General features: G+C 72.1%; 12 protein-coding genes. 9 read left to right on the top strand and 3 right to left on the bottom strand.

The annotated features are described in order from the left end of the window. Positions 1-21: 21 nt before the first annotated feature. Positions 22-420 carry an IS200/IS605 family transposase gene (tnpA, locus tag ACFWR9_RS25880; protein WP_383846210.1) on the top strand — a complete coding sequence of 133 codons (399 nt, stop codon included), beginning with the start codon at positions 22-24 and terminating at the stop codon, positions 418-420. Positions 421-633: 213 nt separating this feature from the next. On the opposite strand, the gene ACFWR9_RS25875 is transcribed toward tnpA, so the two are convergent. From ACFWR9_RS25875 to ACFWR9_RS25865, 3 genes are all read right to left on the bottom strand, one after another. After that, complete coding sequence (locus tag ACFWR9_RS25875) at positions 634-2,244, bottom strand: serine/threonine protein kinase (protein ID WP_383846200.1); 1,611 nt, start codon at positions 2,242-2,244, stop codon at positions 634-636. Beyond that, positions 2,241-2,987, bottom strand: coding sequence for an FHA domain-containing protein (locus ACFWR9_RS25870; RefSeq protein WP_383846198.1), 747 nt, complete (start codon positions 2,985-2,987; stop codon positions 2,241-2,243). Before ACFWR9_RS25870 ends, ACFWR9_RS25875 begins: the two co-directional genes overlap by 4 nt. Before the next feature lie 133 nt (positions 2,988-3,120). Further along, positions 3,121-3,741, bottom strand: a complete 621-nt coding sequence (locus ACFWR9_RS25865) for a hypothetical protein (protein WP_383846196.1) — start codon at positions 3,739-3,741, stop codon at positions 3,121-3,123. A 251-nt stretch (positions 3,742-3,992) separates the two neighbouring features. Here ACFWR9_RS25865 and ACFWR9_RS25860 point away from each other — a divergent pair, with 251 nt between their 5' ends. From ACFWR9_RS25860 to ACFWR9_RS25825, 8 genes are all read left to right on the top strand, one after another. Continuing rightward, complete coding sequence (locus tag ACFWR9_RS25860; protein WP_376350688.1) at positions 3,993-4,847, top strand: bifunctional methylenetetrahydrofolate dehydrogenase/methenyltetrahydrofolate cyclohydrolase; 855 nt, start codon at positions 3,993-3,995, stop codon at positions 4,845-4,847. Positions 4,848-4,953: 106 nt separating this feature from the next. Continuing rightward, positions 4,954-5,523, top strand: a complete 570-nt coding sequence (locus tag ACFWR9_RS25855; RefSeq protein ID WP_383846208.1) for a DUF3017 domain-containing protein — start codon at positions 4,954-4,956, stop codon at positions 5,521-5,523. 402 nt (positions 5,524-5,925) lie between these two features. After that, positions 5,926-7,257, top strand: a complete 1,332-nt coding sequence (locus tag ACFWR9_RS25850; protein WP_383846194.1) for a DUF2690 domain-containing protein — start codon at positions 5,926-5,928, stop codon at positions 7,255-7,257. Between the two features lie 374 nt (positions 7,258-7,631). Continuing rightward, positions 7,632-8,621, top strand: a complete 990-nt coding sequence (locus ACFWR9_RS25845) for a malate dehydrogenase (protein WP_383846193.1) — start codon at positions 7,632-7,634, stop codon at positions 8,619-8,621. 199 nt (positions 8,622-8,820) lie between these two features. Next, positions 8,821-10,599: a hypothetical protein gene (locus tag ACFWR9_RS25840; RefSeq protein ID WP_383846191.1), complete on the top strand. Its 1,779-nt coding sequence runs from the start codon at positions 8,821-8,823 to the stop codon at positions 10,597-10,599. Next, a complete protein-coding gene (locus tag ACFWR9_RS25835) occupies positions 10,586-10,939 on the top strand; it encodes a hypothetical protein (protein WP_383846189.1) in 354 nt (117 codons plus the stop codon). Before ACFWR9_RS25840 ends, ACFWR9_RS25835 begins: the two co-directional genes overlap by 14 nt. Before the next feature lie 4 nt (positions 10,940-10,943). After that, a complete protein-coding gene (locus ACFWR9_RS25830) occupies positions 10,944-11,936 on the top strand; it encodes a hypothetical protein (protein ID WP_383846187.1) in 993 nt (330 codons plus the stop codon). Positions 11,937-12,060: 124 nt separating this feature from the next. Continuing rightward, a complete protein-coding gene (locus ACFWR9_RS25825; protein WP_383846185.1) occupies positions 12,061-13,581 on the top strand; it encodes an aldehyde dehydrogenase family protein in 1,521 nt (506 codons plus the stop codon). The last annotated feature ends 49 nt before the right edge of the window (positions 13,582-13,630 follow it).

Genomic DNA, 13,630 nt, shown 5'->3' with positions numbered 1-13,630 from the left:
CGTTGGGAACCAAACACCGATATCCGCCGAGGTCGTCATGTCGTCTACCACCTTCACGCCCACTTGGTTTTCGTAACCAAGTACCGGCGCGAGGTCTTCAACGACGAGATGCTGACACGCTGCGAAGAGATCATGCGGAACGTCTGCACGGACTTCGGCGCGGACCTGATCGAGTTCAACGGCGAGCAGGACCACGTACACCTGCTCGTGCACTACCCGCCGAAGGTTGCCCTCTCGAACCTGGTCAACTCCCTCAAGGGCGTCAGCTCGCGGTACTTGCGCACCGAGTTCACCGGCCGCGTGAACCGTGCCACGATGCACGGCCGGTTCTGGTCCGGCTCTTACTTCGCCGGGTCCTGCGGCGGAGCACCACTGACCGTCGTCGAGCAGTACATCGAGCAGCAAAAACGTCCGTCGTAGCCTGCGGGTCAGAGCAGTCCTGAGATCGCATTCCCTCCCCACCTAAAGGAGGGGATTCCCTCCGAAGAGAGGGATGGAGTCGTCCCCCTCCCCCGATCCCCTCGGGGTAGCCCTTCCCCAGTCCAACAAGGGGGAGCGTACGGGAGGCGGGTGAGGGCACCCTAAGCATTCGGACGGCGCGGCGGGTCGCCGTAAACCTCAGACGTCACAGGGTCACTTCCGCCCCGGCGGCGTGTACTCCTTGAGGTGGTGAGCGACGCGGTCGGCGTAGTCACGGTACTTCGGGGGAACCCCGCCCGCGTCGTTCACCTTCCGGTACGACGTCCGGTACGCGACGGCGACCAGGACGGAGCGGTCGCCGGGCAGGCCGGCCTGCAGGCGGGGCGTGATCCAGCACAGGTAGCGGCCCATCGCGGGGATGGACTCGGCGGGCGGGAACGGCGGTTCCGGGACGGTCTCGCCGGGTGTGCCGTCCTCGTTCATCCACCAGCGCAGCACGCTCGGCGTCCAGCGGGCGATGCCGTACTCGTTCTTGGCCGGGTCGGACAGGGCCGGGTCGAAATCGCTCTCCACCTTCAGCATGGCCGCGATCAGGGCCGGGCTGACCTCCTCGCGGTCGCAGTCGTGCGCCGTCTCGACGATCAGCAGACGGTAGGCGGGCGGCACGTCCCGGTCGGTGCGCAGCACGTCAGCGCCGTAGGCGGCGGCGGAGACGCTCGCGGTGCCGCCGCCGCGCGGGCCCGTGGCGGGCTGCCGGCCGTCGCCGGCCCAGGAGACGACGCCGTAGCCGAGCGCCGCCAGCGCGACGAATGCCGCGGCCGAGGCGGCGAGGACGGTGCGCCGGGGGCGGCCACCGGCCCGCAGCGAGAACCTCGCCGCGCCGCTCGCGCCTCCCACGGCCGCCGCCACCCGGCGCAGCAGGGCGTCGGTGCCGGTCCGGCCGGCGTGCGTCCGGGTCAGACAGTCCCGCACGATCTCCCGCCACGCCTGCGGCAGTTCGGGGGACAGGCGCAGCTCATGGGTGCCCCGGGCGTAGGCGACGGCGGCGTCGCGGCGGGCCGTCGGGGTGCCGCCGGGCAGCGGGAAGGACCCGGTGAGGACGAGGTGGGCGAGGACCCCGAAGGCCCACACGTCGGCGGACGGACGGATGCGGCGGCCCCGTTCGCCGATCTCGGACCACAGCAGCTCGGGCGGCGTGTAGTCCGGGGTGGAGAAGGCGGGCGTGTAGGCGTGGGTGCCCTCCAGCTCGGCGGCCATGTTGAAATCGGCCAGCCGCACCGAACCGTCCGCCATCAGCAGCACATTGGCCGGTTTCAGATCGCCGTGCACCCAGCCCGCCCGGTGCAGCTGCGCCAGCCCGGCGCAGACCTGGGCGAGCAGCGCGGGCCCGGCCGGCGGGCGGGGCGAGGCGGTGATCAGGGCGGACAGGGAGCCCTCCGCCCGCTCCAGGACGAGGACGGTGGCGCCGTCCAGCCGGGGGTGGTCGGGGTCGTCGACGGTGAGGGTCTCGTACATCCGGATCAGCCGGGGCTGCCGCAGCCGGCGCAGCAGCGCGATCTCGCGCTCGACCAGGTCCCGCAGGTGGGCGAGTTGCCGCGGGGTGCCGGTGCCGGTGGGCAGGAACTTCAGGGCGGCCGTGTCCGGCAGGTTCCCGCCGGTGCCGTCGCCGCCCTTGGTGCCGCCGGTGCCGCCGGTGCCGCCGGTGTCGTCGACGCGGCGCGCGGCGTACACGCTGCCGAAGGCGCCGGTGGCGATCGGCTCGCGCACCTCCCACACACCCACCCGGTACCCCCGGGGCACCGGGACGGCGTACGGCTCGGTCATCGCAGCGCCTGTCCGGACGGTGCCGCGAGGACCACCAGGTCGTCCTCGCGGACCAGGTCGAAGCGGAGCGCGAGCGAGACCAGCGACTCCTTCTTGCCGTTCAGCCGCGGGCCCGGGTCGGCGGTCTCCGGGCCCGGCTTCAGCCGCAGTTTCACGGCGAGGTAGTCGATGTTCCACTGCACCGACGTACGGGACGCGGCCGGCCAGGCCGGGCGGAGCCGCTCGACGACCTGGTCCATGGTCGGCAGCGGCGCGTGCGGCGCCCCGCGCAGCCGCGGTTCGCACAGCGCGGCCAGCACCGCGAAGTACCGCTTGGTGCGGTCGACGGAGAAGGCCGGAGCGGTCGGCTCGCCGTCGGTGCAGTCCTCGGCGCGCAGATAGTCGTGGCGCGGCGCCCACACCTCGACCGGCAGCAGGTCGCCCGCGGCGGGCAGCACGATCCGCGAGAACTCGAACGGCACCGGCGCGTCGAGCCGGCCCGGCGCGACCTTGATGTGCTCGCCCGCGCCCTCCGGGTTCTCCACCACGTACGTCTGGTGGGCCGAGAGGTTGCTCACGGTCCAGAAGGTGCCGTGGGCGGTGATCTCACCGGCCCGGCGGGACACCCCGTCGTGCGCGATCAGCAGCCCGCCCTCGGGCACGGCGCGTCCGAAGACGAGCCGTTCGCCGGGTGCGAGCCGGAGCTGGGCGCTGCTGTGTTCGTCCTCCGGGGTCGGCGGAGGTACCACGATGATGCTGAACAAGGTGCGTCTCCCCGTGCCTGACGGCTACCCACGTCAGACTATGGCGACGCACCAGGGCCGTGCCCCCCCTCGTACGGGTGAGACACGGCCCTGTGACGTGATTGGCGAGAAGTGCGCACTGGCGTACGCCGGTTCAGTACTGCGGGCGGGTGAACCAGTAGCTGCCGTTCCGGTTGGCGCAGAAGACGATGATCAGGATGCCGAGCACCAGGCTGATGAGGGCGAAGACGTTCGCCGTGAACAGGCTGATGACGCTGAACAGCACGACCACCGACGCGTAGATGATCGCGGAGACGCGCGCCCCGCCCCGGCCCGTGGCGAACTTGACGCCCGTGAATATCGCCCAGAACGCAAACGCCAGCACGATGACACCGAGGACGATCATGATGCCCGTGCCGACGCTGGCGGCGGCGTCCGCGTCCTCCGCGGAGATGCTCGGGTCGGAGTTGACCGCGTCCTCGAACTGGTCCGAGAACCAGGCGCTGGCGATCATCATCAGCAGGCCGCCGATCACCTGGAAGCCGCCCAGGACGAACAGCATCACGCGCGCTGCCTTCACCGAGCCGGGCATCGCCACCGGGGCGGGCGCGTAGCCGCCGCCGTACGGCTGCTGTACCGGCGGGGCCGCCGGGTAGCCGTAGCCGGGCTGGCCCTGGGGCTGCTGCTGGGGCTGCTGCTGGGGGTAGCCGTAGTTCGGCTGCTGGCCGCCGCCCTGGGGCGGGCCGTAGGGGTTGTTCGGATCGCCGAAACTCATGGCGGGACTTCCTCCGTCGCTGTCATGTGCGGGGACGGCGCGCGGCGCGAGTCGGAGGAGTTTCTTCGTAGCGGTTCGTCCCCCCCGGTACGGCCCCGCGGCACTGTGCACCCCAATCGTTCTTGACCGATCTCTTACTTGTCCAGCCCGCTCACAAGGTGTTGTGCAAGTGCAACAACGTCGATCAAGAACCGACGACCGGATACCGGCCGGATTGGAACCGGGGGCCGGTCATCCGCGAGGATGGGGGCATGACCGCCCAGATTCTCGATGGCAAGGCCACCGCAGCCGCGATCAAGTCCGAACTGACCGCCCGCGTGGCGGCGCTGAAGGAGAGGGGTGTCACACCCGGCCTCGGTACCGTCCTGGTCGGCGACGATCCCGGCAGCCAGAAGTACGTCGCCGGCAAGCACCGCGACTGCGCGCAGGTCGGCATCGCCTCCATCCAGCGTCACCTGCCGGCCACGGCGACGCAGGACGAGATCGAGGCGGTCGTCCGCGAGCTGAACGAGGACCCGGCCTGCACCGGCTACATCGTCCAGCTGCCGCTGCCCAAGGGCATCGACGAGAACCGCATCCTGGAACTGATGGACCCGGACAAGGACGCGGACGGCCTGCACCCGATGAACCTCGGCCGCCTCGTCCTGAACGAGCCGGCGCCGCTGCCCTGCACCCCCAACGGCATCCTCACCCTCCTGCGCCGCTACGGCGTGGAGATCAAGGGCGCCGAGGTCGTGGTCGTCGGCCGCGGGGTCACCATCGGCCGCCCGATGCCGCTGCTGCTCACCCGGCGCAGCGAGAACGCCACCGTGACCCAGTGCCACACCGGCACCCGGGACCTGTCCGCCCACCTCAAGCGCGCCGACATCATCGTCGCCGCGGCCGGCTCCCCGCACCTGGTCCGCGCCGAGGACGTCAAGCCGGGCGCCGCCGTCCTCGACGTGGGCGTCTCCCGCAACGCCGAGGGCAAGATCGTGGGCGACGTCCACCCGGACGTGGCCGAGGTCGCCGCCTGGATCTCCCCGAACCCCGGCGGCGTCGGCCCGATGACCCGCGCCGAGCTGCTCGTCAACGTGGTGGAGGCGGCGGAGCGCCGTGCCGGCTGAGGACACCCACGCCGAGCGCCCCGGCCGGACGACGGATCGCGCGGAGGCGCCCGAGGCCCGGGAGGCCCCGGAGAACACCGCCGTGCGCGCCGACGGCACCGAGGGCGTGGACCGAGCGGCCGACGCCGGGGACACCGTCGACCCCGCCGAGAAGACCGAGCACCCCGACAGCGCGGGGGACGCCTCGGACCCCGAGGACTCCGAGGACTCCGAGGACTCCGAGGACTCCGAGGACATCACCGTCCGGGACCCCGTCAGCGCGCCCGACGCCCAGGGCAGGCCGAAACGCGCCACGCGCCGGTTCCCGCTCTTCACCCGCGACACCGCGCGCCCCGAGGGCGGCGGCCGGGCCGCGGCCGGCGACGCCCCGGCGCCCGCCCGGCAGTGGCCGGTGCTCACCGTGGTCGGCCTGGTCGGGATCGGTCTGCTGATCACCGGGCTCGACGTGTTCCGGTGGGGACTGGTGCTCGTCGGCGTCGCGCTGCTGATCGGCGCCGCGCTGCGGTGGTCCGTGCAGGACGTCGGCATGCTCGCGGTCCGCTCGCGCTTCACGGACATCGTCACCTACGGCGTGCTGGGCATCACCATCGCCATGCTGGCGCTGATGGCGCAGCCGAAAGCGCCACTGAAGATCCCGTTCCTGAACGATCTGCTGCACTTCACCGTAAGTAGTTAGCGAAAGTAGTCAGCGAAGCAGTCAGCGACAGAGACCCCGCTCGAACGACGGCCCGTCCTCCACCCCCGTGGAAGGACGGGCCGCCGCCGGGATCCACACTCCTGCACGTCGAACGCCCTGTTCAACGCCTGTCAGGGCGCTGTGGCACGGAAGTGACCGTTCCGCTACTCCGCTACGAGGCCCCCGCAAAGGGGCTCCGTTCAGGGGTTCCGTCGCGAGCACGGGAACGCCGGTGGGAGACTGGACCAGGTGTCAGTGGGCGTGCGACCGTGCATGCCCGCGACCTCTGTGCTCCTGTGCGCCCCCACCCCGGGAACTGAGCTCCTGATCGGGCGCATCCCTGTGGGTAGCCAGAACGGCGGGGGAACGACCAGCACGTACCGGGGGAAGAGGGGGGAAGCAGTGCCTCGTTGGAAGGCCTTGCCGGAGGAACTCGATCCGCAGATCAGAGAGTTCACCAGCCAGCTGCGCCGACTCGTGGACCGCAGTGAACTGAGCGTCGCGTCGGTGGCCGACGCCACGGGCTACAGCAAGACGTCCTGGGAGCGATACCTGAACGGACGGCTGCTGGCGCCGAAGGGCGCCATCGTGGCCCTGGCCGAGGTGACGGGGACCAACCCCCTGCACCTGACCACCATGTGGGAGTTGGCCGAGCGCGCCTGGAGCCGCTCGGAGATGCGCCACGACATGACCATGGAGGCCATCCGGATATCCCAGGCGCGTGCCGCGCTCGGTGAACTGGGCACTCCCTTCGGCAAGACCGCCAAGCCGGGCGACGGCGGCAGGAACAGCGGCAGGACCGGCCGGGGAAGCCGGACCGGCCGGCACGGCGGCGGTACGTCGGCCACTCCCGGCGTCGCGGGGCCGGCCGGTGTGGCGCCCACGCCGGGGCCGACGGTCCCCGCGCAGCCGACCGCGGCGGACAGCCCCGACTCGGCCGCCGGCCCGGTTCGCGGCGGCGGCACGACCGGCGCCCCCTCCGTCCCGTTCTCCGACGTCCCGTCCTCCGGTGGCGCGACCGACGGCAACTCGTGGGGTATGGCCGGATACCGGGGACCGGCGCCGACCGGTGACCGCACGGTGCGCCCCGGGCACCGGGCCGGTTCCGGAGAGGCCGCCACAGCCATGGGCCCCGCTGCGGCGCCGGGCCCCGCCGCGCCCGACGTCCGGAGCCCCTCCGCCGGGTACGGCGAGCCCCCGCACGGCGGCTCGGGCCCGGGCGGCCGGCCCTCCGGGGGCGGCAGCAGGCGGATGACGACGTTCGTCGCGGGTGTCGTCGGCGTACTCGTCGTGATCGCGGGCGCCTTCTTCCTGCTGAACGACGGCGGGGACAAGAAGAACGAGGGCACCAAGCCCTCGCCGTCCCCCACGGTGAGCAGCGAGCAGCAGCTGCCGCCGGGCGTGAAGTGCAGCGGCGACGCCTGCACCGGCAAGGACCCGGAGGTCATGGGCTGCGGAGGCGACCTGGTGACCACCGCCGCGACCGCCACCGTCGGCACGACCGCGGTCGAGGTCCGCTACAGCAAGACCTGCGGTGCCGCGTGGGCCCGCGTGACCCAGGCCGCCCAGGGCGACGAGGTCCAGGTGAGCGCCGAAGGCAAGAACCAGCAGACGGGGACGGTCTCCGGCGTCGGCGACACCGTCGCGTACACCCCGATGGTGGCGGTGAAGTCCGCGGCCGAGGCGGAGGCGTGCGTGACGACCGCGTCCGGCGTCCAGGGCTGCACGGAGTAAACGGCGGGACGGCACTGAGCGGGCGCACTGAGCGGGCGCACCCAGCGGGCCCGCGAAGAAAGTTCGCCGGCGGCAGGCATGCCCGGCGAGGACCCGGGCACGCGAGAAGTACCCCCACGGGAGTCCGGCAACGGTATCCCCCGAAACGGCGGCCGCTTGGTCCCCCCTCTCCCGGACAGGCGGCCGCCTTCCGTTGCCCCGTCCGCCGCCCGGTGCCGCCGGGACGGCCCTGTGGGCCGGGCCACACCGACCCGGACGTCCCGGACACCGCGGGCGCGATAGCCTGACGGCTGGATCGATCTCTTGGTATCAAGAGATCGATCAAACGTCCGGGGCAGGGACGCCCCACCGCCAGCTGTCATACGGAGAACGCCATGACCCGCACTCCCGTGAACGTCACCGTCACCGGCGCGGCCGGCCAGATCGGTTACGCCCTGCTCTTCCGCATCGCCTCCGGCCAGCTGCTCGGCGCGGACGTGCCGGTCAGGCTCCGCCTCCTGGAGATCACCCCGGCGCTCAAGGCCGCCGAGGGCACCGCGATGGAGCTGGACGACTGCGCGTTCCCGCTCCTCCAGGGCATCGAGATCACCGACGACCCGAACGTCGCCTTCGCCGGCGCCAACGTCGCCCTCCTCGTCGGCGCCCGCCCCCGCACCAAGGGCATGGAGCGCGGCGACCTCCTGGAGGCCAACGGCGGCATCTTCAAGCCGCAGGGCAAGGCCATCAACGACCACGCCGCGGACGACATCAAGGTCCTCGTCGTCGGCAACCCGGCCAACACCAACGCCCTGATCGCCCAGGCCGCCGCCCCGGACGTACCGGCCGAGCGCTTCACCGCGATGACCCGCCTGGACCACAACCGCGCGCTGACCCAGCTCGCGAAGAAGACGGGCTCGACGGTCGCCGACATCAAGCGCCTGACCATCTGGGGCAACCACTCCGCCACCCAGTACCCGGACATCTTCCACGCCACGATCGCCGGCAAGAACGCCGCCGAGACCGTGGGCGACGAGAAGTGGCTGGCCGACGACTTCATCCCGACCGTCGCCAAGCGGGGCGCGGCCATCATCGAGGCCCGCGGCGCCTCGTCGGCCGCCTCCGCCGCCAACGCCGCCATCGACCACGTGCACACCTGGGTCAACGGCACCGCCGACGGCGACTGGACCTCCATGGGCATCCCGTCGGACGGTTCCTACGGCGTCCCGGAGGGCCTGATCTCCTCCTTCCCCGTCACCACCAAGGACGGCAAGTACGAGATCGTCCAGGGTCTCGACATCAACGAGTTCTCCCGCGCCCGCATCGACGCCTCCGTCAAGGAGCTGTCGGAGGAGCGCGACGCGGTCCGCGGTCTCGGCCTCCTCTGACGCCCCGCACCACGACACCGCCGGATCAGGCATCCGGCCGGTGCACCGGTCCCCGGTTCCGCCACGGCGGTCCGGGGACCGACCCGTTTCACCCGCGCCCTGTTGACGTTCCGGACCCGCCGGCTCCGTCCCTCCCCTATGCTGATGCCCCGTCAATTCAACTGTCGTCGATGGACTTCACGCGCATCGGGGGACCGGCATGAGCACCGCCTACGTGCCGCAGCAACCACAGCAGAGCAACGCGGGGACACCACCCGAACCCCCGCCCACCCCGCCGTACGCCAGCGAGGCGGCCCGGCTGCTGTGCGCGGGTGCCTACCTCGACCCCGGTTACCGGGACCGCGTCATCGAGGAGCTGTATCTCGACGAACAGCGGATCGTGGCGCCGTCGCTCGGCTTCGACGCGGCCCGGGTCCTCGCGCACGCCCTGCGGGCCCGCCGGCACGAGCTGCTGTGGTCCGCGGCCGTCATCGGCCTGTGGGTGGTGGGGCTGCCGCTCAGCGGCTGGCTGCTCGCCGTGCTCCTGTGGCCCAGTGTGCTGCTCGCCGTGGCCCCCTGGATCAGGGGCCGTGCCGAGCGACCGCCCCTGTACCGACGGTTCGCGGCCTTCGCGGCGCGCTGGTGCGGGCGTCTGCAGTTCGCCTTCTGCATGTTCTTCCTGGTCGCCTTCGCGTTCGGCGCCGGCTCGGACGACGACTCCTCCTCCTTCGGATCGTCGAACGAGCTGTCCGGCTCCGACAGCCCCGACTGGCAGGACATCACCAGTGTCGCGACCCCGTCCGTCGAGGGCGGTGTCGGCGTGATCGAGGTGTGGCAGGCCTGGTTCGGGATCGCCGTCCTGGTGCTCATCGGGCTGTGCGTGGCCGCGCAGCGCAACCAGTTCGCCCGCGCGCTCGCCGCCGAACTCTCCCCGGAACGCTTCCCGGACGCCGCCGGTGACCCGGCGGAGAAGGCCGAGGGCGCGCGGTTCCAGCGGCTGATGCGGCGCATCCGGCTGGAACAGCACGCGCCGCTGGTCATGTACGACGAGAAGCACCCGTTCTGCGGAGCGGGAGCGGCGTACGACACCTGGGTCCTGGCCGTCGAACTGCGGCCGGACGACGAGAAGAAGCAGCAGCCGCTCAGCAACCGCGCGATCCTGGACCGCGTCCGTCCCCTGATCGAACAGCTGCGCCTGCGCTCCGAGTACGCGGGCGCCGGGGTGCGCGACCGGTTGCGCCGGCTGGAGATCGACGAGTGCGTGTTCCTCCCGGTAGAGGGGCTGCTGGACCGTGAGCAGGCCCCGTACAGCCCGGAGATGTTCGAGCAGCACCGGGCGCGTGCCGTCGAGGAGGGCGCCGAGAAGCGACGGCACTTCCTGCGGATCCGGGTCGGCGGCTGGGAGGAGGAGCTGGTCGTCACGGTCTTCGTGCGCCTGCACACCCAGGGCCGCATGCTCATGCTGGAGATCGCCCCGCACGTGCTGACCCCGGTGCGCGCGGACTTCAAGGACGCCGACCGCGCCTGCCACCGGTTCCGCAGCAACAACGTGCTCGGCAAGGCGGCCGGGGCCGCCGTCCTGGTGCCCGGCTCCGTGGGCCGCTCCCTGCTCACCCTCGGTCGGGGCCTGGTGTACGGGTGGCGGCTGCTGACCGGCGGCCACGCGGGGGCGCTCCCCGCGGGCCCCGCCGTCTCCGTACGGGAGCTGGCCTCGACGCCCACCGGGTCCACCTTCCAGGAGATGGACGTCAGCCGCTATCTCAGGAGCATCCAGGACCGTGTGGGCCACGGGGTGCGGCTGGCCCTGGCCGACGCCGGTTACGAGACCGGTGAGTTCGTACAGAAGATCGTGAATCTCAGCAACGGCAGCACCTACATCGGCAATGCCGAAGGGGCGACCTTCGCCGTCGGCGACAAGTCCCACGTCTCGTCGCACGGCTCGTCCAAGACCGCCGGCCCCGCGCCGCAGAAGGGATCAGGAAGCAATGGCACAAAGTGAGCCCAACGTCCACATCGGCAACGCCCAAGGGGCCACCTTCGCCGTCGGCGACAACGCGAACGTGACGAGCCACTACGGCACCACCGCGTCGCGCGACCAGGCGGCCGAGGAACTGCTGAGAGCGGTGAAGGAGCTGCGTGCCGATCTGGCGCGGATCCAGGCGACCGAGCAGATCGCCGAGCTCGACACGGCCCTCGCGGACACCGAGGAGGAGATCACCCGCACCGGCACGGCCCCCGAGGGGCGCCTCCAGCGGCTGCGGGACCGGCTCGACGACACGCAGGCCGTCCTGTCGCTGTTCGCGTCCTTCGGGACGGTGGCCGGGCTGCTGGGGATGTGAGCCGATGAGCGGGGGACAGCAGCGGTACTGGAACGAGACGACCCAACGCTGGGAGGACACCGCGGGCGCCGCGGCACCGGTCAGCCCACCGCCGCCGCCCCGGCCGGCGTCCGCGCCCGAGGTGCCGCAGGACGAGGGCGCCGTCCACCCGGCCGGCGCGCCGACGCCGCCGCCTGCCCAGGGCACCTGGTCCACGCCCGAGCTGCCCCACACCGGTTCCTGGCCGCAGCCCGGGCACCCGCCGACGCCGCCCCCCGCCGGCACCGGCCGGCCCAGCCGCCGGCTCGTGTGGTCCGTGCTGGGCGCAGCCGCCGCGGCCGGGGTCGCGGCGGCCCTCGTACTGACGCTGGTGGTCCCGGGGGACGACGGCACGGACGATGGCGGCGGCCACGCGGCGGGCTCGGCGGCCGCGTCTCCCACCGCGGACGCTTCGACCCCTGATTCCTCCACGCTGCGGACCGAGGAGACCGGGGCATCACCCACCGTGTCGGAGTCGACCTCCGGCACGGCCACCGGGCTGCCCGGCGACTACGAGCCGCACGCCGACCCGGAGGGCTTCACCATCGCCCTGCCCATGGGCTGGGTGCGCGAGGAGGTGCCCTCGAAGTACGGCATCGACGTGGTCAACTACCGCAGCTCCGACGGCGCGCGGCGGCTGCAGGTGTACCAGGTGGAGGAGGCCTCGCCCGACGCGTCGTTCGAGCTGTTCCTCTCCGACGACACGGCCAAGGCCGACGGCTTCCGGAAGATCTCCCTGGAGACCCTGGACGACGGCGATTTCGTCGGCTCCCGGCTCGAGTACCTCGCCGACTTCCTCAAGGGCGAACCCGACATCGGCACCTGGTACGTCGTCGACGAGCGCTTCGTGGCCGCCGACGGCGAGGTGTACGCGATCGCCGCCTACGGAGCCGAGGCGGACGGCCGCGAGGACGAGCGCGAGCTGCTCCTGACGGCCCTGGGCCACTTCTGCCCGCCGTACACGACCTGCGCTCAGTGACGCGGCACACTTCCGTCCCGGATTCGGCATGCATGCGAGGCCCTAGGGCATGAGCACCCGGTCCCGTGCATGACACCTGTGTGACTCACGGGCGCTGAACAGGAACGGAAGGCGTTAAGAGATCATGGCGGACAGTACGGAACTTCAGGCGCGCGACACCATCCACGCCGGGGGCGAGTGGCGGGCGGCCGTCGCGGGTGCCACCCGCGACATCCTCGACCCCGCCGACGCCCTGCCCTTCGCCGTGGTCGCGGAGGGCGACGAGAAGGATACCGACCTCGCGGTGGCCGCCGCCCGGCAGGCGTTCGACGACGGACCCTGGCCGCACACCCCGGTCGCCGAGCGCGCCGCCCTGCTGCGCCGCGTCGCCGACCTCCTCGTGCGCGACCGCGAGACCCTCGGCCTGCTGGAGAGCCGCGACGCGGGCAAGACGGTCGAGGAGGGGCGCGTCGACATCGACTGCGTCGCCGACGCCTTCCGCTACTTCGCCGACCTGGTCGCCGGCGAGGCCCCCGGCCGGGTAGTCGAAGCGGGCTCGCCCGAGATCCACAGCGTCGTCGTGCACGAGCCGGTCGGCGTCTGCGCCATGATCACGCCCTGGAACTACCCGCTCCTCCAGGCCAGCTGGAAGATCGCCCCGGCGCTCGCCGCCGGCAACACCTTCGTGATCAAGCCGAGCGAGATCACCCCGCTCACCACCGTCGCCCTGATCGACCTGCTCGTCGAGGCCGGACTCCCCACCGGCGTCGCGGGCATCGTCACCGGCCCCGGTCACACGGTCGGCGCCCGGCTCGCCGAGCACCCCGACGTCGACCTGGTCTCCTTCACCGGCGGCCTGGTCAGCGGCACCAAGGTCGCCCAGGCCGCCGCCGTCACCGTCAAGAAGGTCGCCCTCGAACTCGGCGGCAAGAACCCCAACGTCGTCTTCGCCGACGCCTGCGCGACCGAGGAAGGCTTCGACACCGCCGTCGACCAGGCCCTCAACGCCGCCTTCATCCACAGCGGGCAGGTCTGCTCCGCGGGTGGCCGGCTCATCGTCGAGGAGTCGGTCCGCGAACGCTTCGTCGCCGAACTCGCCCGCCGCGCCGACAGGATCCGCCTCGGCCGCGGCACCGAGGACGGCGTCGAGTGCGGCCCGCTCGTCTCCGAGCAGCAGCGCGCCAAGACCGAGGACTTCGTCGCCTCCGCCCTCGCCGAGGGCGCCGTGCTGCGCAGCGGCGGCAAGCGCCCCGAGCCGTCCCCCCAGCGGCCCGAGAGCGGCTACTTCTACGAGCCGACCGTCCTCGACCAGTGCCACCGCGAGATGCGGGTCGTACGGGAGGAGGTCTTCGGACCGGTCCTCACCGTCGAGACCTTCCGCACCGAGGACGAAGCCGTAGCCCTGGCCAACGACACCGAGTACGGTCTGGCCGGTGCCGTCTGGACCGCCGACGCGGGACGGGCCCGCCGGGTCGCGGGCCGGCTGCGGCACGGCACCGTGTGGATCAACGACTTCCACCCCTACCTGCCGCAGGCGGAGTGGGGCGGCTTCGGCAAGAGCGGTGTCGGCCGCGAACTCGGCCCCGCGGGCCTGGCCGAGTACCGCGAGAGCAAGCACGTCTACCAGAACCTCGCGCCGAAGCCCGTCCGCTGGTTCACCGGCTGACTCCTCGCTCCTCCACGCTTCTTCTCGCTTCTCCAAGCGCCTCCCCGCA

It is taken from the genome of Streptomyces sp. NPDC058534, assembly GCF_042717365.1.
Classification (GTDB): Bacteria; Actinomycetota; Actinomycetes; order Streptomycetales; family Streptomycetaceae; genus Streptomyces.
This window is presented reverse-complemented; position numbering and strand designations above follow the sequence as displayed.